Source organism: Lysinibacillus sp. IITD104, from assembly GCF_036698265.2.
In the GTDB taxonomy this organism is placed as follows: Bacteria; Bacillota; Bacilli; order Bacillales_A; family Planococcaceae; genus Lysinibacillus; species Lysinibacillus boronitolerans.
In genome coordinates, this window is the sequence record NZ_JBAHYH020000001.1 from 2464754 (window position 1) to 2486986 (window position 22233).

A 22233-nucleotide genomic window follows, 5' to 3' on the forward strand; every position below is an offset into this window, starting at 1 on the left:
CCTACTAAGGGACGAGTATGTGTTGTTTACCCGTGGTTCCACCCAAATTCCCACTAGTTTATTAGCTAGTGGCTCATTGATTTTGCTATAACGTCGCAAAAAAACGGTGCAAGTTTCCAAGCACGGCTCCAAGGTAGTAAGATAGGATTACGACATTAGGAAGCTTGCAGCCAAGGCCCCCCTCTCTAAAAATGGTTAATCGAATCTCTTGTCCTTATCATTGCCCATTTCATTTTTGTATGAAATTGTTAATTACTATAACGAATAGCGAATTCTTTGTCAAACACTAAAATAAGAAAAAATTTAGCGATGGATTGGCAATGGGCGTTCTGGACGATGTACACAGTAGTGACAATGCGGGTCATCACATGCCGCCTCTTGCCACTCATTACACATCGCACAAAAATAACTATCGAACGTGTCATCATAGATGATGGCATTTTGACAACTCGAGCATTGATGATTTTTTTGAATCGTTCCGCTGATTTCAAGGCCATCAATTACCACTATATCCTCGCGTTGTTCAATTCGCATATTATTATTACCTCCTAATGATTTTTCACCTCTAAGGTCTCATCTCTAGCTTGCCATTCTACATGGATCAAAGGCTTTGTTTCTCGTTTAAAGATTTTCTCACTTTCTTTTTTTGTGAAGGAATAATAGCCATCTTTATTTAACTGAACATCACTTAAATTTTTGGATTCTTTTGTCCCCTCAATCGTAATTTCTAAAGGCCCTAAATCATCATCATCTCCCAGATAAAATAAGCGCAAGCCTACCTCGCCATTACTATGATAGATGGCTTTCCAATGCTCACTTTTAGCGATATAATGTATCTCCTGCTTGGGGCTTTGACAAGCCGTCAATAGGATGACGAGGACAAGTGGAAGCATCCATTTTTTCATTCAACATCCCCCTAACCTTGTATGGTAACAGCCCATCCTGTAGGCTTTTCTTCAAAGACATCTTCGTATTCTGTAAAAACAAAATGCAGTCCCCTTAAATCATCTGGCAAGGGTGGTGTCACCACGTACGTACTGCTTTCATGACCATTTGAGCCGCCTGTACCTTTACTTCGACATTCATAGGACTCATCGATGTATAGGCCAAAATGATTTCGTTGTAATTTTTGCTGAATCGTTAGCTGTGGTTCTTGCTGCTCATCCCAATCGATTAATAATTGCACTACACTTGCATTGTCATATTGACGAACATAAGAAACCGTATACAAACGCTCTCCCCCTTCTACCGTTTTCAACACAGGGATATAGTGACGGAAGCCTGTTGGTTCTACGTTTGATGTATAGTATTTTTCTGATTTAATCAATTGGAAGAACATCGCTAAAAAAGTGTCATCAAATCCATATTGCTTTGCCCATTTTGAAATGGTATCATCCGATGGAAAGCCTGGAGTATGAGCTGATTGCTCTTTTCGTTGCTGCAAAAGTGCACATATTTGCTCATCTAGTGTGACGAGCCTTGAATCATAGTTTTTGCTATGTTGTTCGGACATCTACATCCTCCTTCCTCCTGCAAGTCCTTCTTCTTTCTATACGTTATTTTCCCCAATTGGTTCCATATACAACCTATTTTTACTTGTAAATACAAAAAAGCTATCCAATCCATTGGATAGCTAGTTCGCTAGCATATCATTGTGCCAGCTTGTCGAGTCTGATAATTGATATGTAACCATATTGGCTGTCACAGCGAGAATAACACCCGCTCGGGACATATGAGAGGTATTTGGCTTTTCCAATACAAGGACCACGTAGCCCTCTCCCCGTCCTTGCTCATCAAGCGCATTCGTCGCATTGATTTCAAAGGTGGAATACGTTTGCTCATTCGTTGCATACAGAAGTCGTTCTTCATCATACACGCCATGTTCTTTTAAATTATAGCTGACAGGCATCCATCCTTCAGACCATTCAATACTGCCTATCATTTCTCTTTTCCTTCTTGCAAGACGTCCAATGGAATACCTAAAATATATCTTCATAATCGCTTGATTGTCTTCATTTTTCCCTTCACAAGTGGCTGTCACTTCAAGCATAATATCATTTTTCGAAAGCTTTTTCATAAACCCTAAAGCCACAGTGATAACACAGATAATTAGTACTATACACAAGATGATAAATGCCATTAGGTCCCTCCTAGTATCACAATTGCTGTTATTACAATATTACCATGTTCTAGGAGGGATAGGAGCTTTTCACCAAACAATCTTAGAAAATGACACAGGCATAAAGGATAAGACAAAAAGTGATTATTTGTTGGCTTGAAGCTCAACTGTTAGTGTAAAAGGTATTTTTAAATATTCATAGTAAATTGTTACTTTTTGGTTGTTAGATGCTTGAACTTGAACAGCATAATGCTGTGGCTGCTCGCCAATAGCTTGTTGATTTATGTATCTTCGAGGTACGATCGTCCGCTGTGCTAAGTTATGAAAAGATAGTTGGTCATTTCCCTCTAGCTTTGTTTCCGCCTCAAAAGGTTCTGCCTTACTTATTATAAGTTTAGCGTTATTAGATCGCTGCTCATTCACCAGTATTTGCTTCAGCTTTATTTCACGCAGCCCAGTATTTTCAAGTGCGATGATTTTAACTGCTTCATTGCCTTGTTTGCTGGTATAGCTTTGAATAACAAGTGGTGGATTGCTTTTGAGATAAATCATAAAGATTGCTCCGACCAAAAGCACACTCAGCATTAAAATAAATAGTATTTTTTTCATACTTTCCCTCTCTTTCCTTCACCAGTATAACAAAAAACAACCTGACTTATTGACAGTCAAGTTGTTTTTGTAAACGTATTTCATCTCGTATTGGAATACCGTCATCGCCGATGAGTGGGATAGAAGGCTTATAGGCTCTTGCTTTTTCAACTGCATTACGCAGTATTTCTATTAAACAATAGCCACGTTTTTGATAGAATTTCAATGCATGTAAATTATCGTTTGTTGTAATGAGTGATATGCTTGTACAACCCTGCTCCAGTGCTGCTTGTTCTACCGCTTTCACAAGCGCAGAACCAATACCTCTTCCCTCGACCGTACTATCTAACGAAATGATTTCACAGTCCTCTTCCCGCACGATATAGGTGATTAAACCGATCATCATTTCTTGCTCATTCATAAAAGCAAAGCCTGCTAAATTACTACAGTCATAAATGCCACTGGAGATGACCATTTCCGTTGAACCCCAATGCTCCTGAAAAAAATCACGTACAGTTTGTTTTGGTACTTGATGTATGGTAATAATCGTCATTCTCTAAACTCCTTTTTAAATGGAAATATGAAAAACCCCTGCAATCGCCTTTTGTATGCCTAAAAATACAGCCCAGGACAGCACACCAAGACCAATAGCTAGTACAATATGCAAGGACGATTTCATCGCCATGTAAATCACAAATAGCATACACATCGTTGCGGGCAAGCCAACGATAACGCCCACCGTAAAGCGCTGAATATGCTCACTCGACTCACTTTGCACTGTCAGCCAGATAATGCTTAAAATACTCACCAAGGGCAACGCAGCAATAATTCCTCCATAGGTAGGAAATCGTCGTGCAACCTCCGTCACAACGCCAATGATAGCTGCTGAACTCAAAATTTTAAAGAATGTATACATTATTTTGCCACCTCACTTAGACGTCGAAACGCCTGTAGAATGGCTTGCTGCTCCTGCTCAGTTAGCTGATTAAGGGCATGCTGTAGTTTATCATCATCTAGCTCCGAGTTTTTCTTCAGCACTTGTAGCCCTTCTTCTGTTAAATGCAACATGACCTTACGTTGATCGTCACTTGCTCGCTCCTTCATCACCCAGCCATGGCGCTCTAGCTTTTTCACATGCTCTGACGCCGTATTAGGAGAAATGTTTAATAACCCTGCAATATCACGCACCGTCACTTCCGCTTCCTTTTGAATCATTTGCAAAATACGCACGCTTTGATGGGAAATAACATCTTCATGGGTTGTATGTAGATGATAGAATATCGTTGTAAAATAATCATTTATATCTTTAATCATCGTATTAACTCCTTTAATATATCGTTTAATACGATTATATCGTATACTACGATATATTAAAAGCTACCTCGTTAAAGTTTATATTTTCAGATATTTTTCTTCAGTAAGCTTAGCATTTGATAGCCATCTGCTATAAGCAACATTAATAAAGTCATGGTCATGATAGGTCACCCGCCATAAATACAAGCGACTGCTTGCGCGTTAAGCTACTCCCGTTTTGCGGCGTACACGAAAGCTTTCAGGAAGATTTTTTGCTCCTAAATAAACATGGGCTCGTTCCTTTGAACAAACTATAACGCCTATTGCATGCCCTATTTCATGCAACAGCGTGGAGATTGGTATGCCAACTGCATATAAAAGCAGAAAGGATAAACTTACCCCCTCCCAAATATTCTATCTATTTTTCATAAACATCTATCTTTCTGCACATCTTGCTAACTATTATCAATGGGTACTTGTGGACACTTATTTTCTACAGTATTATTACTCTATTCTGAATTTAATTGAGGGCATCCTATGTTATACTTTCTCTATTTTTTAGTAGGTGGCACAATCATGGTGCTAGCACTACTGCTAAGCCAATCGAAGTATTTATTTTTATCAGGCATCATTACAGCCTTACCGATTTTGACGCTCATTAATATGGGCATGCAAATGAAAAATATGAAAGAAGATACCTTTCATACGGTCCTACAAAACACGGTATTTGGAGCGGTTGGCATGCTGTTATTTACCGTGCTCGTGTTCCTCCTAACAAGCTGGTTTAAACCAGGCATTTCCGTTATGAGTGCGCTCGCTGTCTATGCCGTATTTATGCTTTCTGGCAAATATATTTTATCCATGTTTGCCTAAAGAAAAGGAGCTGCCCTATGACAGCTCCTCATTGATTATTTTCACATAAACTCCCTGCTCAAACCTTTCCAAAGCAGAGACATTCATTGCTTTGACATGGTTAGATATCTCGCTCGCCTTCCATAGTCGCTGTTGATGATAGATAGCTGGGTCGATGAGTCGCACTTTATTGCGAAAATGAATGTCATAATTCTCTTGTTCCTCTCTTGCCTCTACATTTTCATGTAATTGTTGTAAAAGAGCAAGAACGTCTTGATCATGTGAAGCCTTCATCTGCTGCAATACCTCATGATCAGTTTTTAGGAAATCTTCAAGCGTTAGAATTTGTTTTGCTAGCGACAGTTTTAATACATTTGCTAACGAACTAGTCGCATAGATATTTAAAGGGTGCAAGAAAAAATCTAACACTTCCTGATAATAAATTTTTACAAACCATTCTGCACGCTCAATCGTTTTAACACACAGTTTCCCCTGAAAAACGAATAAGTCCTGTAAAAATTTTTGGATATCTTCCAAGGCTAAATTTCCATAAAAATACATATCTCTTAATGTATAATCTATACGATCCGCACACAATGCTGGAGCAGGTTGTTCAAGTAACGACCATCTGGATGTATCTAGTATGTTCTCTACCTCGTAGCCATATTTTTCAAGAATCGCAGGTATCGAAGACTGTTTGATAACATCCATGAATATCGCTTCATGGTAATCTTCCGCCTCATTTTCAAGGACAACATCCACCACATGGGAAAAAGCGGTATGGGACACATCATGTAATAAGCCTGCCACCTGCTCCTGCAATGAACCGCCAAGCTGTCTAATAAGCAGCATAACACCTACAGAATGCTCAAATCTTGAAATAGTCCACCTGCTATTTACTAGAAAGCCTGCCCCAGCCTGATGAATTTCCTTTAAGCGTTGAACTGGCTTACTTACAATCAATTCCTCTAACAAACCATCTATTTCAAACTCCCCATATAAGGGGTCACTAATCAGCATTTATATTCTTCCGACTAATCACAAAGACTCCACCACAATGCGATAGTGGGTAAAATGCTAACTCACATATTTCCTGTAAGGCGACCTTTAGCTCCTCATGGACAAAGTAAAATTCATCCTCATCCCAGTATCCCTTGCTATCTTGACGACATTGCTCCAGCTGCTCTCTTGTCTGGAAAGCTACATCGCCAATTAAAATTTTCCCTGTTGGTGATAGGTGCTGTAATAATTGTGTGATATACAAAGCCTTTTGCTCATCTGTAAAATGATGGAGCGCATACGTACTAATAATCGCATCATAGGGCTGCTGTAATAGCTCCTGTGGCAAGCCATTCATTAAATCCCACTCCATTAAGTGAGCCTCTGGCATTTTTTCCTTGGCAATGGCAATCATGTTCGCAGAAAAATCAAAGCCATAAATCGAATGCCCCTGTTCATAAAGCTTCGCCGTTAATACCCCTGTTCCAAAGCCAATATCTAAAACTGTGGAAGCCGGAACAGCCATCACTTCATTGAAAATTTTATTTAAAATCTCTTTATAGCCTGCAAATGGGTATTGATACTTTTCCTCACTGTGTTGTACCGTTTGGTCGTATCCATCGGCCCATAAATCAAAACCTTCTTTATTTAATAGCATAGTGCCTCCTACAATGTATAAATTCTCCAAGCATTCATTAATTTACGTTCATTCATCTGTTTCATCATAAATCCCCCTTCATTAACCAATTCAGTCCATTATACCAATTTATTACCTTTCCAACAATTCAGAAAATAAACAGTGCTTTATCATTTATCAAATTGTCAAAAGCTGTTATAATAATGGTAGTTTTCTTTCAAGGAGGAATCGACATGATAGCATTCACTTGTAATGCATGCTCTAGAACGACTTCTTTAGGTCAAAGAGGTCAAGATTAAGTTATAAACTAACAGAAATTGAATGATCTCTTTAGGCCAAAAAGTAATCAAATAGCCTAATAAACAGGAGAGATTTCAAATGGAACAACAAACAATTCAGCCGTTTTTAACGGTTGCCAACTATCATTTACTAGAACAGCAATTAAATAAAATTTTACATGCACTGACAACAACAAAGGATAAAAACGTTATCCTAGCAGTACGTGGCCTTGTTGACACGGAGGTAACGACAAAATTAGCATTATCAGCAGCAGAAACAATGCTGATTGACCAGCTTTTTACTGTCACAGATCGTGCACAAGGTGATGCATTTTTAGAGCAATTAAAACCATATGTCATCCCGTTCAAGCCGGTGACCGCTAGTACGCTTAAAGCCTTATTTAAAAAGGAAAAGAAGCTCAAGCTACCAAATCTAGAAGCACTCGATTTTCAGCAAATTTGTTATCTTGCCTGGGATGATGCTGGCACACATCGAAAATATGTTGTCCTTGAGCAAAATGGGCAGCTAAAAGGGATCAAAGGAATATTTGCCAATAACACGGTTCGCGGCATTTGCGCTATCTGTAATCGCCATTCAGATGTAGGCTTATTTACTACGTCCATTAAAGGACAGGTGGTTGGCACGTTTACCAACCACAGTAATTACATTTGTGCAGATAGTCAAACATGCAATGAACATGTTACGGATATGCACAGAACACTGGAATTTTTCGAGCGTATAACACAAAAATAAATGAACGAAGGCAGAAATGTTGTGCAAGCAACCTTTCTGCCTTTTAACTTTAAAAGATTAACTTTTCGGGTTTAGAAAAATGTTATCGGTTGGGATTACGATCAATAAATTCCTCTATTTCATCCGCTAATCCGTAGACAAGATGGAAATAGTGTTTCTCCGTCATGACACCCTTTTTTCGCCATTTTTGCATTTCTTCATAATGAAATTGATAAAAATAGCCTTCTACATCTCTTCTAGCAATTCCTTTTTTCTCCGCCATCTCTGCAATCGAAAGACCTTTCCCCCACTCTTGGTCGTATTCCTGCATTGTCATGCCCAAAAATTTACTTATAGCTTCATAATCATATTTCACATGGTATACAAGAATACCCTCTTTATTTTCTTCTGCATATACGGTTGTAGAAAATGAGAAAACTACGATAAATAAAAGCACATACACTCTATTGGCATTTTTCATTTAGGAACCTCCATACTTTTTGAGGTTAATTTGTGTGGTTCTCGTCATTACTATGTATGAAGGAAAGCGTGGAAGTCATGAAGAATGCCAGCGAAGATGAGAAGATTTTTTATTCTTCCTTTATGAATGATTTAGTCCAAAATACCAGGGCTTGTCATTAGTCATGTAATACAAAATGAAGCATGATACTATTCACGCAAATTTTCAATTCTACGTTTTTATCCATCGATAAGGCTTGTCTAAAATCATTTAAGTCCTTTTCCTCTACATGAATCATTTTCGCGACACTCGCCGTTGAAAACATGTAATCCTTAATGAGGTCATTCAAAAGCAATGCGGCTCTTTCCCTTACATCAATGCCTTCAAAGCCAGCACATAACATCGCTATTTTTCGTTCAATCTTATCCAGCTGCTCCGTCGTGATACTGGCCTTGTTATTCAATAAACTATCTAGCTCAGTCATTGGTAAATCAAATATTTTCGCAAGTTGCTGATGATTGAAACTAAACTTTTCAGCCACTGCTTGAATTTGCTGGTTCAGGTAATCGAATCGGGAAATATTCGTGACAAAAGATACTTCTACCCTGTCCTTCCATTCTTTCACTAGTAACCCTCTTTTCATTCTTTTTTATGTATCAAATGAAACTCTATTAAAAATCAGGACGCCAAAAAAGCGGCAGTAATAATAAAAAAACGGAAACCGTAATAAGAGTGGTAGTGCTTTTAGGGGATAATTTTTGGCGATATGGACCATTATAAAATCCTAAAAATTGCAGTTTATTACGATAGAGGACAAACAGTAAACTATATATTGCGCTTCCGCCCAGCCATCCAGCGTATGAACCATCAACATTTATTCCTAAAGAGGTATAAATTAACTTGACGCATCCCCACATTACGCATCCAATAATGAAAAAAAGGATAATAATTCTTATTAATTCTAAAAATATTTTAAATGTAGTCATCCATAGTACTCTTATTTCTTTCACAAGCTCTCTCCACCTCTACAATCTGTAAAATTATTATAGCACTTCCTGAATTAGCAATTCACCTGAACCGAGAGAGTATTGTCTTCTATCGTGAGCTTATGGGTTTCACCATGAATCGAGTAAAAGCAGAAATTATAGATCAAAGTATAATTGGTAGAGACTTTTATTATTTCCGCTTTATGAAAAATGACACGTTACAATACAACGTAAAGTCGATGGGATTAAAAGAAAAAAAAAAAATATTATAGAACCAAGAAAAAAACCAACTTTATGATAAAAAGCTGGTCTCGTCATTTAATCATTTATTTATGCCTTGCTGTTTGTTTTGCATCTTTATAAAGAGCCAGAAAAGGTTGGCTATTTCTTCAGCTTCATATTTATAAATCGTTTCAGCGAAAGAAGCACGAAATGGCTGTAGCATGATCTCTAAAACACTCATGCGGGGTGTTTCTCTCTTCACTTCATCCAAAAGTAAGCTAGAGAGTTCGAGTGATTTTTGTGGAAGTTCGATTGTCGAGATTTTTTTACAAAATTTCTCTAATTTCTCCTGTATTTCTTTACTAGTAATGGACTTATACGCTAAATCCTTTTCTAATAAAAACATTTCCTGTGGCTCTAATAGAATTTCTCCACTCTTAATCATTTCTGGCAGAAAACTTTCTACATATTTCAATGACCGAGTAACCACTTTTTTTAGATCTATCATCATATTAGTAGCCAAATTCCAATAAAAAGACAAATATTGGAATGTGCCAAAAAAGACGACCGCACACTCATAATAATAGTGCTTTCCTTCTTCTCCATAAATATCATAGAATCTGTTTTTTAACCATGTGATTTCATGAAAGCGATGTTCCGCAAGAATTTCTTGCAGCTCTTCATCATGCAAAAAGGAGATTTCTCGAAATAAAGGCATTAAATTATATTTTTCTTTAATTTTTAATGTGGCGATTAATTGTTCAATCAAAACGTTTACATCATCTTTTTTCTTACCAACTAAAATTTCCTCTTTTAAAACATTTCGTTCTAGGCGATTTTGCTCTAATACGGCTTTCAGACATTCATTTTTAGATGAAAAATAATTATAAAATGTACCCTTGGAAATATTCGCCTTATCTAAAATATCCTGAACAGATGTATGCTGATATCCTTTTTCTGTAAATAATTGTAATGTGGATTCGATAACGATTTGTTTACGATCTTTCATACATTTCTCCAATCTCTAAACACAAGTATGAACTTACTACAATTATACAGGAAAACAAGATTTCTTAAACTATGTAATTGGAAAGCTAGATGTCCCTTCAACACAAATCGGTTAGTTTTTTCAAAAATGTATGGATAGTAAAAAACCTTCTGTACAAACTACTTTTCAGGAGGTGATTCTTAATGGCGAATAAAAACAACAATCAAAATTTCAACTCAAAAATTCCTAATGCAGCTCCAAACGCAATGAATTCAATGAATGTTGAATTCGGGAATGAGACTGACGTAAATCAAATCAGACAACAAATTCAACAAGCTGAAGCTAAAAAGCAACAGGCTTCTGGTACTATGAACGCAATGAAGTCAACGAACGTTGAATTTGGGAATGAAACTGATGTGAACCAAATCAGACAACAAATTCAACAAGCTGAAGCTAAAAAGCAACAGGCTTCTGGTTCTATGAATGCAATGAGATCAACGAACGTTGAATTTGGGAATGAAACTGATGTGAACCAAATCAGACAACAAATTCAACAAGCTGAAGCAAACAAAAAATTTGCTTCTGGTAAATTTGCTAACGAAAACAATCAAAAATAGCTTTCCTTCAACATCCGCAGCCGGCATCCTTGCCGGTTTTTTGTTTCTCACAATAACAGCAAATTTTTTAGGATTCCTTCAGGATAAAATTTTCGCTTTAGCTTTTAATTCTGGCAGGTAGCTATTTTTCTTATATCTGTTTGAAATCAATTTGAGTCGTACTTTCATATCCCCTTATTTCCCTTTAACAAGTTCAAATGTAAGTTGAGGAAATAAAAAAATTTCCCGGGTAAGCGCAAGAAAAGACAAATTTAATCCTACATTCCTCCATCAAGCGACTGATTTCTTCATTTTCCTTGCCTATTGAAATATTGGCAGAAGGCATTTTGGGATGGGACTATAATTATTTCCTGTTGAGTAGGTTCATTTTGAATACCTTCAATACCAAGTAAGCCTTGATATTTCCCCATCATCTCGAAATTTCGGCTTTCAGAATTGCGTTTTCGCACAAAAAAACACTCGTCATGTAAACGAGTGTTTCGTACTTATTATGACAACCACTTAGGTGGTGTGTTTTTTTCCCAGAGTCTAAGTGGGTTGGTATCTTATAGTTTTTATTTTTTAGATTACTTTAATATCAAGTATTCATAGCTTATCGTGCTTTTTAGATTATAATATTTTTGTATATTTTTTAATATTCCTTTGGGGAACTTAACTTAAATTCATTTTATTTCCCTGAATGCAGTTTTTTCCTCTGGCTTGAATCCAAATTCTACATTTGTGAGTGGTTAATACTTATCGTTACTTAATTGTTTGCCCACCAGCATAGTAAACGGGTTTTCTTTTAACCTTAGATAACTGCATCTGTGATTTTAAAGTGCTTATATTTATCCAATAATTCGATTTATCAAGACCTAATTTTAATAAAGATAGAAAGTTAAAGGGTTCTACATATTAGAAATGACTAATATGTAGAACCTTTTCTTCATTTACTAAAGCATCTGTTAGTTAAAAAACTGAACAATCCATTGTTTGGTATAGTGTAACATGTTTACAAATGTTGGTGTAGAGAAGTGTAAGCTTATAAAAAAGTTATGATGAGATTGTGGTAGCACATCATTAGTTGGTGTGCTTGTTCTCTTGTCTACCTTCTCAGAACAGCCCTCAGACGAATCGAGTATTAGATAGACGTACTACTTGGTTACATGGACTCCTCTAAGGTCGGTTCTCAGACCAAATACATCTTCCGCATATGCGGCGTAGATATAGATTTGGCTTGGGCTTGTTTCAATGAACTCACTATTTACAACCCTTTCACCAAATCAATATATGTTAGGGCTATCATTTATCACTCTCCCCTGTTAAATGAAAGAAACATTTATATTACCCCTATCCCAAATATTGGGTTTATGATAACATATATCTGAATCTTTTAACTTTGGAAAATATGAAAGGAAGTGTAATAACCAGATATGAAAAAGATATTGAAACCATTGATTAGTGGTATTGTCATTGGTGCCCTCTCTCTAACTATAAATATAGATAAAAATGTATTAGCTAATGATATTGCAAATACATGTAAGTATGATTCGGCATCGAAGGTCAACCCTGATTATTCCACAATGAACTGTTTGTTAACCGAAACAGCACTGAGTTATAATGTTCCTCCTGAAATTGTGAAGGCAATAGCGGAAGGTGAAAGTGGAAATTGGCGCCATTTTGATATGAATGGTAAAGCGATTGTGACAGCTGATAATGGAATTGGCATTATGCAAATTACAAATCAAGCTGGCTACAATCAAGATAGACTAAAAAGCGATATTGTCTATAATATTCGAGCTGGTGTGGAGACTCTAGATGATATGTTTAAGCGGAAGGATTTGCCTAGCATCAACAGTGGGGAAAGAGATATATTGGAACATTGGTACTTCGCTATTATGGCTTATAACGGTACTAAGCCGGTAAATAGTCCATTTGTCCAAGCAACTGGGGAAAGAAATGCAAATGCCTATCAAGAAAGAATTCTCCGAATTATTGAGAAATTAGAATTAATAGACTTAACAGAGCTGCCTTTTACACGCGAACATTTTCAATATGACTCTAACAGCAGGGAAAATATTAAATTTTCAGCGATGAACTATGATTTTGATTTACCATTAACAAAATCAAAGTACTTTTTTAAAACAAATCAAAAAGTTAGTGCAACAACTAATGTAACAGTTAGGACAAGACCTACTACGGATAGTCCTTCTATGGGTACTTTACGTACAGGCGAAATTGTTACCATTACGGGCCCTTTTGAATATGAAGCCGTATCAACGAAGAAAAACCATTTTGTTTGGTATCCTGTGAAAAGAAATGACGGGACAGAGGGGTATGTAGCATCAAGTTATTTAAACTACTCAGCTTCAACACCTACAACTCCAGTAGGTAGTATAGATGTATCAAAGTTCGCTGATTACAAGGCAGACCAGTACTGGGCAGAGGATTTTCAATGGGCAGTAAACAAAGGACTTATCAGCGGTTATCCAAACGTATACAACCCTGCAACAAAGAAATACGAAAACTTACTGAAACCAAACACGAATTTAACAGAAAATCAGATGTTATCTGTACTTTTCCGTTACTTTAAGTCTGATGAATTAGCTTCAACAAAACCTAGTTCTTCATGGAGTGCAGATGTAAACTATCAACTAGCTAGTAAGTACGCTCTACCAACGCTTGGTGGTATATCAGCGTCTAAACAGGTATATGCAGTCAAAGACATCACACGTGGTAATTTTGCTCGTATCCTAGCATCTATGCATTATGGAAAAACAGTATCTCAGCCAGAAGCCATCCAGTTTCTACGTGACTTCGACTTAACAACTACTAAAACGGATGCAGAGTTTAAACCAAATGATTCTCTAACAAGAGCGCACGCAGTGGCATTCTTCCACCGTTATGAGCAAATATTCAATAAATAAATTGCTATCTATAAGTGAAAAGGTGACTATAAAAGTCACCTTTTCACTTATATAGTTGTCTAAATGGTGCTATAAAGCCCTATGGTAGTTAAGGGAGAGGCTATGAAAGTATAACAAAAGGACTTGCATATAGGATAATTAATCATAAACACAAGTCCTGTTCATCTTGATGGAAAGCACCTTCAATCGAGAGTGCTCAATGTAGCTATTGATATCAGCTATCGCTACAATTCAATTGATAAATCTAAGAAAATCAAAAAATTAAGAATTTGGGGTACTTTTTAGGGTACATGCTTTCCCCTACCTCCCCCACTCTGAAAAATTAAAAGTTATAACTCAATGACTTTTTACAAACGCTGAGATATTCACAAAAAAACACTCGTCATGTAAACGAGTGTTTCGTACTTATTATGACAACCACTTAGGTGGTGTGTTTTTTTCCCAATAGATATCGCCAAGGTTGTTGTGTGCCATAAAGTTGTCCTCGACACTGTGGTAATGGAAGTTGTAGTAGTAGCCTTCCTGCGGTCTTTTTTCTGTGCGCACATGGAAACGAATTAAATCTGTGCCTGTTTCATTGTTGATGACATTGAAAATTTTCTCACCGTAATTACCACTTGGTCTTTCAGAGATGGTTAAAGATGCAGCAGTTTGATCATCAAGATTAGCCACTGTCATTGCAATGGCTTCCTCCATTTTCGGGAAGATGATGCTGTCAAATTCATTGCTAATTTTCGGACCAATTTTTGTGCCAAATTTTATGTACGATTGTTCTCTAGCCGCATCCACAAGTAAGGCATTATAATCAATCGCTTCCTCTTGTATCTGTAACTGCTCGTCACTACTGTTATCATGCTCAGCAGCTAAAGCAGTGCTTGTCCCTGATGAAGGGCCGATGGATGCACGGTTCGAAGGATTTTGATCAAATGCTTCCCAAATCTCATGTGTAGGCGTTATTAAACCAAATGTTAAAAACGCAACCATGATGACTATACTTTTCTTAACCCACGTTTTCATTTATTGTCACCTACTCTTTATGTACAAATTGGTAATTCTCCTATTATTATATACGTTCTCGCCATTAAAAGGTTTCATATTTCTATAATTCATTGTACAATATTTATGAATAATGTGTCGTTTTTTTAAAGGAGGTACAAAGCATGAGCATCGCAATGGGTATTGGTCTTTTATTAATGTTAGGTTACTTATCATCTTTATGTTTCACGGACTAATTTTTATATTTTGTAATATGTACCCTACAAAGCCCTAAAAGCCTGTTATATGCAGGTTTTGGGGTTTTTTATTTTTCTTTACATTACATAGTAACGCAAAATAATGCACAAAGTTAGGGCTAGTTTTGGGGCTTGTTGTGGCCACTATAATATTATTAATTCTTGGTGGCGTGTAAGCAAAATTTCAAATTTAGTAATAAATATTAAATCAATTTGATAATTTAAATTTTGCTGTTTATTATTGTGTCTGTAATAAAATACATTCATGCGAATGACTATTAGTTTACTGGTTGCAAATAATTGTCATAAGATTAATAGCTGCATACAGTAGCAGATGCACGGTAGTAAAAAACAAAGTTTGATCAAAACAGTTGGTACTTGATTTATCTAGTTTGAATTTTATAATAAAGATTGATTATTGTTTAGGAGATAATTGGGTATTTCATCTAGTAAGGGAACTGTTCAACTTGGTCATCTTAATGCAAGTGATGGAGTACAATTCTCTATTTTAGTTGATAAGGGAGTTTACATTAAGTTTTTATTTTTTCTTTATTCTTATTATAAATGTATATTTTCACGGTACTTTCTTTTAAAAGTTTATTAGAGGCTAACTTTTTCTCTAATGTAGTATATATTGTCCTTTCTATTTCCCTACCAAGAGCTTCTTGTTTTTCCCCATCTAACAATGTACTTACTTCCACAATTAGTTCTTGGGGAGCTTCCGGTGGAGGAATTCTCAAATCTACTCCTCCATCAATTTTGTTTGGATAAGCATTAGATAATTCGTTATTAATTTTTTTGGCGATCTCAACCAATAAATTATTTCTTTCCAACTCTTCTTCTGTTATCCTTTGACGAATTTCACCTTTTTTTACATTAACATTATATTCTTCAAATTTAGTTGACTTAATCAAATTTCTCACAACATCTTTGATTTCATGTTTTACTGAATCATAATACTCTTGGCTTCCAAGAACATCAATATCTATATCCTGCGAATTGTTATCAACATGAGTATTAATACTATAGGTACCTATTTTATATTTCCCCACTAATTTTACTTCTATCTTTTCTAACATTTGAATTTCAGCACTTTTTGGTGGTGGACTAATGTTTTTTTCAGCACAACCATTTAAACAAGCTAATCCGAAGCTTAATAATAGTACCCCTATGATGCTTAAGACTACAATAAGGAATTTCTTTCTAATAAACCCCATCTCCTCTTATTTTACGATATGAGCAGATATTATAATGTATTCGACCTTTTTCGTCTTAATCAACTTTTTAATGTAAAATCATGAAACACTAAATTTTAAGAATAAAGCCGCCTTCTTACTCCTTATATTGAAAAAGATTCGACTAACTATTATTATCCAAAGATTTTAAAGGATTTTTCGCCTCAGGTTACTCCATGGAAAATTGAAGTTATTGAAACTAAAAGAGTAAATGATTTTCGGGGCTTTATATTGCAAATTACTTTTGAAATTGAACCTACAGGCACTCAGTATAATCCCGTAGGAAAGGATAGAATGACCTATGAAATAGTATAAAAAATAAGGACCTGACAGCTATAGAGACTGAAGGTCCTTTTTTATATCCAATTTTATATAAATTTATCTAGAAAAAGTGTTGCTCCCTTCTTCCATTAAATGACCCATTTATGAAAAAAGGAGCTTCCCTTATTTCAGAAAAGCGCACTTTAGGATACATCCCGCATTTTCTTTAGACAAAGAAAAAAATTAACCTACGCTTTGCAAATGACATTCCACACTCGTCTTGAATTTTGGTATTACGATTTTCACATAGTTAATATGGAGGAAATTCAAATTTAAATAAGATTCCAGCTATCAATATAGTTTTAGATTTAATCAAAGGCGAATTTGCATAAATAGACTTGCTACAGGGAAGACTTTTTAAAGAAAATTATGGAGGTGCGAATTACGTGTTTGAGAAAAAATTAGCACTTCATGAAACCATGGAATTTCATGAAGTCATTAACTTTATGACAACTAGTTTACTTAAATCGAAGCTGAGTCAAGGTGTGGTCTTTGATGATGATTTAAGAGCGTTATTGGACAAAAATGTAAAATTATCTACCCCGGCACTCACTGCTATGGTTAAGCTCTACTCAAAATCGGAATTGGAATATTAGGAGGACAATTGTATGCAAGACTATTTAGATCCTATAAATTCAGTTGGAATGCCTGAACTAACTGATTCGGGGATTGCTCTTGAGTTTTTACTTACAACTAAAACGGGTATTCGGAATCTTTCAATTGCCTTAACAGAAACAGCTTCTCCTGCTCTTCAGAAAATCTTGAGAACTCAGCTGGATGTCATGGTCGATTTATATTTCGAAATTTCTGAACTGATGGTAAAAAAAGAATGGCTAAAACCTTATGATCTTGCAGGACAAAAGGAACTGGATATTAAATCAGCAGAAAATGCGATTAGTATTGCCCAGTTGGATTTATTCCCTAAAGATATGAATCGAAAAGGAATGTTCCCTACCCCACCGAAAAAATAAACGAAAATGAGGGATTTTTTTAATGAAAGCTGTCACTTTTCAAGGTGTAAAAAATGTTGAGGTTAAAGAAGTACAAGACCCTAAAATAAAAAAAGCCGATGATATTATTGTTCGTTTAACCACTACTGCCATTTGCGGGTCAGACTTGCATTTAATTCATGGTATGATTCCGAATCTTGGACAAGATTATGTCATTGGTCACGAACCAATGGGTATCGTAGAAGAGGTTGGAAAAGATGTGACGAAGGTTAAAAAGGGCGATCGGATTGTCATTCCTTTTAATATTGCATGCGGGGAATGCTGGTACTGCAATCATGATCTGGAAAGTCAATGTGATAATGCAAACGATAATGGCGAAATGGGTGCCTACTTTGGTTATTCAGACACAACAGGCGGTTTTCCTGGAGGACAGGCAGAGTTTATGCGCGTGCCCTATGGCAATTTTATCCCTTTTAAAATTCCAGAAAAATCAGAAGTTCCTGATGAAAGTCTTGTTCTCCTTGCCGATGCCGCCTCTACTGCTTTTTGGAGTGTAGATAATGCAGGTGTAAAGAAAGGAGATACTGTTATTATTCTTGGCTGCGGACCTGTTGGACTGCTAGCACAAAAATTTGCTTGGTTGAAAGGAGCAGAAAGAGTAATCGCAGTTGACTACATCGGCTATCGTCTTAAACATGCAAAGAAGACAAATAACGTTGAAATCGTTAATTTTGAAGACCATGAAAATTGTGGTGAATACTTGAAAGAGATTACCAAGGGCGGTGCAGACGTTGTCATTGATTGTGTAGGGATGAGCGGAAAAATGACGCCTCTAGAATTTCTTGCAAGTGGCGTAAAACTTCAAGGTGGTGCTATGGGAGCCCTTGTCATTGCTAGTCAAGCTGTACGTAAAGGAGGAACAATCCAAATTACCGGTGTATACGGCGGTCGATACAACGCCTTCCCACTCGGAGATATATTCCAGCGCAATGTAGCGATTCGTACTGGACAAGCCCCAGTTGTTCATATCATGCCTCATGTCTATAACCTAATGGCTGAAGGAAAAGTGAATGTCGGTGATATCATTACACATGTCCTCCCTCTTGAAAAAGCAAAACATGCATATGAAATATTCGATACAAAGCAAGAAGGTTGCATTAAAGTGGTTTTAAAACCCTAATATAGAAGTTTTCAGGTACTTTTGTCTCTGCATTGCAAAAGTACCTTTTTCATTGACCGTGGGGTACATATTTATATGTATTACTTCTGAAAGTGATTCTTCAAAATGGCATTAATATTTGAGCACCAAGCCTCTTCGACTGGCGAACTACATTTTGATCAACAGAACTAACCCCTCCCTAACCAAAAATCATTATGTAACGATTCCTTTCATTGAACAACTTCTAATGAACAACTCAACATCCCATTTGTTTTATTTCCATGAGGAAAGACGCTTTCCTTATTTGAGAAAAGCGCCAAATTTCTGAGTAAATAATTAGTTTGGCAAAACAGTTGAATAAGTTTTTGAACTACCTTAGATATCCACCATTATTAATATCAAATGTCGCACCTGTGTAATGCTTTGATCTATCTGACAAGAGGAAAATAACAGTATCAGCAACATCTTCAGGCATTACAGGTGTATCGATAAGCTGATGATTTAAATATTCCTCTTTTCTCCAAATAGGTATTGCATCCATCATAGGAGTGTTTACCATTGTAGGGGCAATGGCATTAACTCTGATGTATGGTGAGAAATTCACTGCACAGCTTTTAGTTAATCCCAATATAGCAGCTTTTGAGAGTCCATATATTGCATCTGAACTGCCTTCCATACCTGATACAGAAGACATATTCACGATGACTCCTGTACGTTCGCTCTGAAGTAGATATTTCCCGAACATTTGAGAAAAATAAATACATCCCTTTAAGTTTATATCTATGACTTTATCAATTTCCTCGGTTTGATAATCCAGTATATTTTTACCCAAATAAATCCCTGCATTATTAACTAAACTATCTACATCACAATGTTCTCTTTCCAAATTTCCAAAAAAATTGACTACTTCTTCATAAATACTTACATCTAGTTGATATGTATTCAAATCTAAGGGGACATTCATTGATTGTTTTAATTCCCTTAAGGCGTCTTCATTAATATCACAAGCAAGTACTGAAGCACCTTCATCTAAACATTGTTTAACAATTTCTTTTCCTATACCAGAAGCTGCACCTGTTACTATTACTTTTCTATTTTTAAGCATCATCTATTTTACCCCTTTATTAAAAAGTTAGGATGTTATGAAAAACTCTACCTAAATTCTATCTTTGGCGCAAGAAGAACATTGTTTAACCTCTCTTTATAAAAGACCTGTTTTTTTAACTTATTACAAATTTGATTGATATGTTGTCTTGGTTTAATATCCAACTTTTCAGAGAGACAATCATCACAATATATATCTTTTTGACTGTTAATAAAGTTTGGGACAATCTGGATATTAGACGTAAGCTAATTATCTTCCTTAAAAAGAAATCTTTGCTCACAATTATATAAGTCTTCCGCTATACTTCCATTAGAACAGAGATAATATATAATGTCTGTTGTTGAGTTTACATTAACTTCAATCTTTTTATTATTGTAGAGATTCCTTTAGAAAAATAAACTAATAAGTGCTAAAATAGCAGGCCCACCTTGTTTTAATAGAATCGATTTAGAGCTTGTTAAGCTACCATACAAAGCGACAATGATTACAAAGATTAAAAAAATGGCAACAATTTCAGTTTGCTGATGTGACAAAAATAATCCATACAATAAGGCGATCGCAATCAGACCATTATAAACCCCTTGATTTTTGAAAAGAACTTGAACATTTGCATTTTCTAACGCTTCTTCAGACAGATTAAATGTTTTTGCTGTTCTTTTAGAAGTAGTTGCAAACGTTTCTAAATACATAATATACAAATGCTCAGCTGCTACGACTAAGCTTAAAATAAAAGTTAATGAAGACATCCTATTCCCTCCTAAAAAATCTTTAAAAAAGCAATGTCCTCAAGTGTATCAAGGACATTGCTTGAAACTATTTATTAAAACGAACAATGCGGTCTATTGGTAGGCGTGAAGAACCATATGCTGGGGCTGCCGCTTCACCAATGGCTAATAATAAAATAGGAATTTCATTTGCTGGTAATTCCATGTATTCCGCGAATTTTGCTTTATCAAACCCACCCATCGGAACGGTATCATAGCCCATTTCCTTTGCTAATAGCATGATTTGCATCGATACTAAGCCAGCATCAAAGTGTACGATATTTTCTAATGTTTTTGTTGGTGCTGAACCATACATTGTCAGCGCATCTTGTGCAAGCTTATTGGCAATTGGTTCTGGCATATAGCCCAGCTCCACGTTTTTTGCATAGATTTCCTCAGCATTTACATACATCTCTATATCACCAATGACAGCAATAATGGCAGAGGCTGTTTCGATTTGCTCTTGATTAAATGAAAAGAAGTTGATATTCTTCTGAATTTCCTTATCATCAATGACAAGAAAGCGCCATGGCTGCATATTACTTGAAGAAGGTGCTGAAGTAGCATCCTGCAGCAGCTGCATGATTGTTTCACGCGGAATTTTAGTCTCTGCATTGTATTTACGAACAGATTTACGCATTTGCATAATTTGTTTTAATGGTGTATTTGATAACATGTAGTTTCCCTCTTTTCACAATTTAAACTGCTTTTATTGTTACATTAATATTGCCCATTGTTGCTTTTGAATATGGGCATACCGTATGTGTGACCTCTAATAATTCCTGTGCTTCCTCCACTGCTAGTCCTTCAATATGCCCTTCGATTTCCACTGCAAGCACATAGTCAAAAGAAGCTTGCTCCATTAATTTCACTGTTACTTTAATGGTTGATGCATTTTTTAGTTTCTTTTGGCGTTTGATTAAATCTAATGCACTATTAAAGCAAGCACTATAGCCAGCCGCAAATAATTGTTCTGGGTTTGTAACATCCGCTAATTTGGAGCCTGGTGGTGCAATTTTTAATGATAAAGATTGATCTTCTGCATAGGATGTGCCACTACGGCCACCTTCATTAATCATTGTAGTTGCGTATAATTCTTTCATAACTGAAAACCCCTTATCTTTTGTTATTAATTAAATTGCATACAATCTAATTTTTACAAATTGAATTGTACACAATTTAATTGCGTTTGACAAGTAGGAACTTTATTTTTAATATAAATGGTAGTAGAAGAACTTTAAGAGGGGATTTTTATGCCTAATCATTTAGATAATCAGCTGTGCTTTCTTTTGTATGCAACATCAAAGGAAATCACTCGGCAATATACATTATTATTGAAGCCTTACGATCTTACTTATACAGGCTATATCACTTTATTAGCTTTAGAGGAAAACGAACAGATAACGGTGAAAGAATTGGGCCAACGTTTATTTTTAGATTCAGGAACATTAACACCGTTGTTAAAAAAATTAGAGGCAAAGAATTACATTTGTCGTGAACGTTCTAAGGAGGACGAACGATTAATGAAAATATATTTAACCAAGGAAGGCGTAGATGTAAGAAGGAAGCTACCTGAAGTGTCCCGCCAAGTGATGAAGCAATCTAATATCTCAGAGCAGCAATTTGTACAACTGAAAAATGTACTTCAAGATATCGTTTATAACGATTGGAAAATAAAAGATGAAAACTAACACATAGCTATTCCATTAATAGGATGAATATGTAAATAAGAAGGATTGGAGCTACATTGGCTTCAATCTTTTTTTGTTTTTCTCTCCCTCATCTCCTC

28 protein-coding genes and 1 pseudogene are annotated in these 22233 nt (G+C 36.0%); 9 read left to right on the plus strand and 20 right to left on the minus strand.

Annotation, left to right across the window (positions count from 1 at the left end):
- Positions 1-303 precede the first annotated feature (303 nt).
- The 8 genes from V1L66_RS12490 to V1L66_RS12525 all read right to left on the minus strand — a co-directional run bounded on the left by V1L66_RS12490 (position 304) and on the right by V1L66_RS12525 (position 4021).
- On the minus strand, positions 304-534 hold the full coding sequence (locus tag V1L66_RS12490) for a hypothetical protein (RefSeq protein WP_333006286.1): 231 nt from the start codon (positions 532-534) through the stop codon (positions 304-306).
- A 14-nt stretch (positions 535-548) separates the two neighbouring features.
- Positions 549-905 carry a hypothetical protein gene (locus V1L66_RS12495; RefSeq protein WP_333006285.1) on the minus strand — a complete coding sequence of 119 codons (357 nt, stop codon included), beginning with the start codon at positions 903-905 and terminating at the stop codon, positions 549-551.
- 11 nt (positions 906-916) lie between these two features.
- Positions 917-1513, minus strand: a complete 597-nt coding sequence (locus V1L66_RS12500; RefSeq protein WP_016993927.1) for a hypothetical protein — start codon at positions 1511-1513, stop codon at positions 917-919.
- Between the two features lie 120 nt (positions 1514-1633).
- Complete coding sequence (locus tag V1L66_RS12505) at positions 1634-2140, minus strand: hypothetical protein (protein WP_036080724.1); 507 nt, start codon at positions 2138-2140, stop codon at positions 1634-1636.
- Between the two features lie 123 nt (positions 2141-2263).
- Complete coding sequence (locus tag V1L66_RS12510) at positions 2264-2728, minus strand: hypothetical protein (protein WP_016993929.1); 465 nt, start codon at positions 2726-2728, stop codon at positions 2264-2266.
- Positions 2729-2774: 46 nt separating this feature from the next.
- Entirely contained in the window at positions 2775-3260 is a 486-nt protein-coding gene (locus V1L66_RS12515) for a GNAT family N-acetyltransferase (protein WP_333006284.1), read from the minus strand.
- A gap of 15 nt (positions 3261-3275) precedes the next feature.
- Positions 3276-3623, minus strand: coding sequence for a DUF3147 family protein (locus tag V1L66_RS12520; protein WP_312126912.1), 348 nt, complete (start codon positions 3621-3623; stop codon positions 3276-3278).
- Entirely contained in the window at positions 3623-4021 is a 399-nt protein-coding gene (locus tag V1L66_RS12525; RefSeq protein WP_016993932.1) for a MarR family winged helix-turn-helix transcriptional regulator, read from the minus strand. The genes V1L66_RS12520 and V1L66_RS12525 overlap by 1 nt, the downstream gene beginning before the upstream one ends.
- A 516-nt stretch (positions 4022-4537) precedes the next feature.
- On the opposite strand from V1L66_RS12525, the gene V1L66_RS12530 reads away from it, so the two are divergent.
- Positions 4538-4873: a hypothetical protein gene (locus V1L66_RS12530; protein ID WP_026023458.1), complete on the plus strand. Its 336-nt coding sequence runs from the start codon at positions 4538-4540 to the stop codon at positions 4871-4873.
- Between the two features lie 15 nt (positions 4874-4888).
- On the opposite strand, the gene V1L66_RS12535 is transcribed toward V1L66_RS12530, so the two are convergent.
- Entirely contained in the window at positions 4889-5872 is a 984-nt protein-coding gene (locus V1L66_RS12535) for an HD domain-containing protein (RefSeq protein ID WP_333006283.1), read from the minus strand.
- Positions 5862-6509: a class I SAM-dependent methyltransferase gene (locus V1L66_RS12540; protein WP_333006282.1), complete on the minus strand. Its 648-nt coding sequence runs from the start codon at positions 6507-6509 to the stop codon at positions 5862-5864. The genes V1L66_RS12535 and V1L66_RS12540 overlap by 11 nt, the downstream gene beginning before the upstream one ends.
- Positions 6510-6866: 357 nt before the next feature.
- On the opposite strand from V1L66_RS12540, the gene V1L66_RS12545 reads away from it, so the two are divergent.
- Positions 6867-7520, plus strand: a complete 654-nt coding sequence (locus V1L66_RS12545; RefSeq protein ID WP_333006281.1) for a FusB/FusC family EF-G-binding protein — start codon at positions 6867-6869, stop codon at positions 7518-7520.
- Between the two features lie 82 nt (positions 7521-7602).
- Here the strand turns inward: V1L66_RS12545 and V1L66_RS12550 are convergent, their stop codons facing one another.
- From V1L66_RS12550 to V1L66_RS12565, 4 genes are all read right to left on the minus strand, one after another.
- Entirely contained in the window at positions 7603-7980 is a 378-nt protein-coding gene (locus tag V1L66_RS12550) for a hypothetical protein (protein ID WP_258858986.1), read from the minus strand.
- A gap of 157 nt (positions 7981-8137) precedes the next feature.
- Positions 8138-8584, minus strand: a complete 447-nt coding sequence (locus V1L66_RS12555) for an HTH domain-containing protein (protein ID WP_333006280.1) — start codon at positions 8582-8584, stop codon at positions 8138-8140.
- A gap of 46 nt (positions 8585-8630) precedes the next feature.
- Positions 8631-8969 carry a hypothetical protein gene (locus V1L66_RS12560; RefSeq protein WP_333006279.1) on the minus strand — a complete coding sequence of 113 codons (339 nt, stop codon included), beginning with the start codon at positions 8967-8969 and terminating at the stop codon, positions 8631-8633.
- A 298-nt stretch (positions 8970-9267) separates the two neighbouring features.
- Positions 9268-10176, minus strand: coding sequence for a TetR/AcrR family transcriptional regulator (locus V1L66_RS12565; RefSeq protein ID WP_333006669.1), 909 nt, complete (start codon positions 10174-10176; stop codon positions 9268-9270).
- Positions 10177-10358: 182 nt separating this feature from the next.
- Here V1L66_RS12565 and V1L66_RS12570 point away from each other — a divergent pair, with 182 nt between their 5' ends.
- Together V1L66_RS12570 and V1L66_RS12575 are read left to right on the plus strand one after the other, a co-directional pair.
- Entirely contained in the window at positions 10359-10772 is a 414-nt protein-coding gene (locus V1L66_RS12570) for a gamma-type small acid-soluble spore protein (protein WP_016993940.1), read from the plus strand.
- 1412 nt (positions 10773-12184) lie between these two features.
- A complete protein-coding gene (locus tag V1L66_RS12575; protein ID WP_333006670.1) occupies positions 12185-13678 on the plus strand; it encodes an SH3 domain-containing protein in 1494 nt (497 codons plus the stop codon).
- 408 nt (positions 13679-14086) lie between these two features.
- On the opposite strand, the gene V1L66_RS12580 is transcribed toward V1L66_RS12575, so the two are convergent.
- Positions 14087-14695 carry a YpjP family protein gene (locus tag V1L66_RS12580; protein ID WP_016993942.1) on the minus strand — a complete coding sequence of 203 codons (609 nt, stop codon included), beginning with the start codon at positions 14693-14695 and terminating at the stop codon, positions 14087-14089.
- 745 nt (positions 14696-15440) lie between these two features.
- A complete protein-coding gene (locus V1L66_RS12585; protein WP_312126891.1) occupies positions 15441-16127 on the minus strand; it encodes a hypothetical protein in 687 nt (228 codons plus the stop codon).
- Positions 16128-16238: 111 nt separating this feature from the next.
- Between V1L66_RS12585 and V1L66_RS12590 the strand changes: the two are divergent.
- The 4 genes and pseudogenes from V1L66_RS12590 to V1L66_RS12605 all read left to right on the plus strand — a co-directional run.
- Positions 16239-16454 (plus strand): annotated as a pseudogene (locus V1L66_RS12590) (DUF3888 domain-containing protein); the annotation flags it as partial.
- Positions 16455-16852: 398 nt separating this feature from the next.
- Complete coding sequence (locus V1L66_RS12595; RefSeq protein WP_016993944.1) at positions 16853-17062, plus strand: hypothetical protein; 210 nt, start codon at positions 16853-16855, stop codon at positions 17060-17062.
- 12 nt (positions 17063-17074) lie between these two features.
- Positions 17075-17437, plus strand: a complete 363-nt coding sequence (locus tag V1L66_RS12600; RefSeq protein WP_048394572.1) for a spore coat protein — start codon at positions 17075-17077, stop codon at positions 17435-17437.
- Between the two features lie 22 nt (positions 17438-17459).
- Complete coding sequence (locus V1L66_RS12605; protein ID WP_333006672.1) at positions 17460-18596, plus strand: zinc-dependent alcohol dehydrogenase; 1137 nt, start codon at positions 17460-17462, stop codon at positions 18594-18596.
- Between the two features lie 349 nt (positions 18597-18945).
- On the opposite strand, the gene V1L66_RS12610 is transcribed toward V1L66_RS12605, so the two are convergent.
- From V1L66_RS12610 to V1L66_RS12625, 4 genes are all read right to left on the minus strand, one after another.
- Complete coding sequence (locus V1L66_RS12610) at positions 18946-19680, minus strand: SDR family oxidoreductase (RefSeq protein WP_333006686.1); 735 nt, start codon at positions 19678-19680, stop codon at positions 18946-18948.
- A gap of 386 nt (positions 19681-20066) precedes the next feature.
- A complete protein-coding gene (locus V1L66_RS12615) occupies positions 20067-20426 on the minus strand; it encodes a DUF1304 domain-containing protein (protein WP_066037869.1) in 360 nt (119 codons plus the stop codon).
- Between the two features lie 67 nt (positions 20427-20493).
- The gene (locus V1L66_RS12620) at positions 20494-21120 is read right to left on the minus strand and encodes a nitroreductase family protein (RefSeq protein WP_016995324.1); all 627 of its coding nucleotides are present in this window, start codon (positions 21118-21120) and stop codon (positions 20494-20496) included.
- A 22-nt stretch (positions 21121-21142) separates the two neighbouring features.
- Complete coding sequence (locus V1L66_RS12625; RefSeq protein WP_004228436.1) at positions 21143-21547, minus strand: Ohr family peroxiredoxin; 405 nt, start codon at positions 21545-21547, stop codon at positions 21143-21145.
- Between the two features lie 150 nt (positions 21548-21697).
- Here V1L66_RS12625 and V1L66_RS12630 point away from each other — a divergent pair, with 150 nt between their 5' ends.
- Positions 21698-22135 carry a MarR family winged helix-turn-helix transcriptional regulator gene (locus V1L66_RS12630; RefSeq protein ID WP_054549302.1) on the plus strand — a complete coding sequence of 146 codons (438 nt, stop codon included), beginning with the start codon at positions 21698-21700 and terminating at the stop codon, positions 22133-22135.
- The last annotated feature ends 98 nt before the right edge of the window (positions 22136-22233 follow it).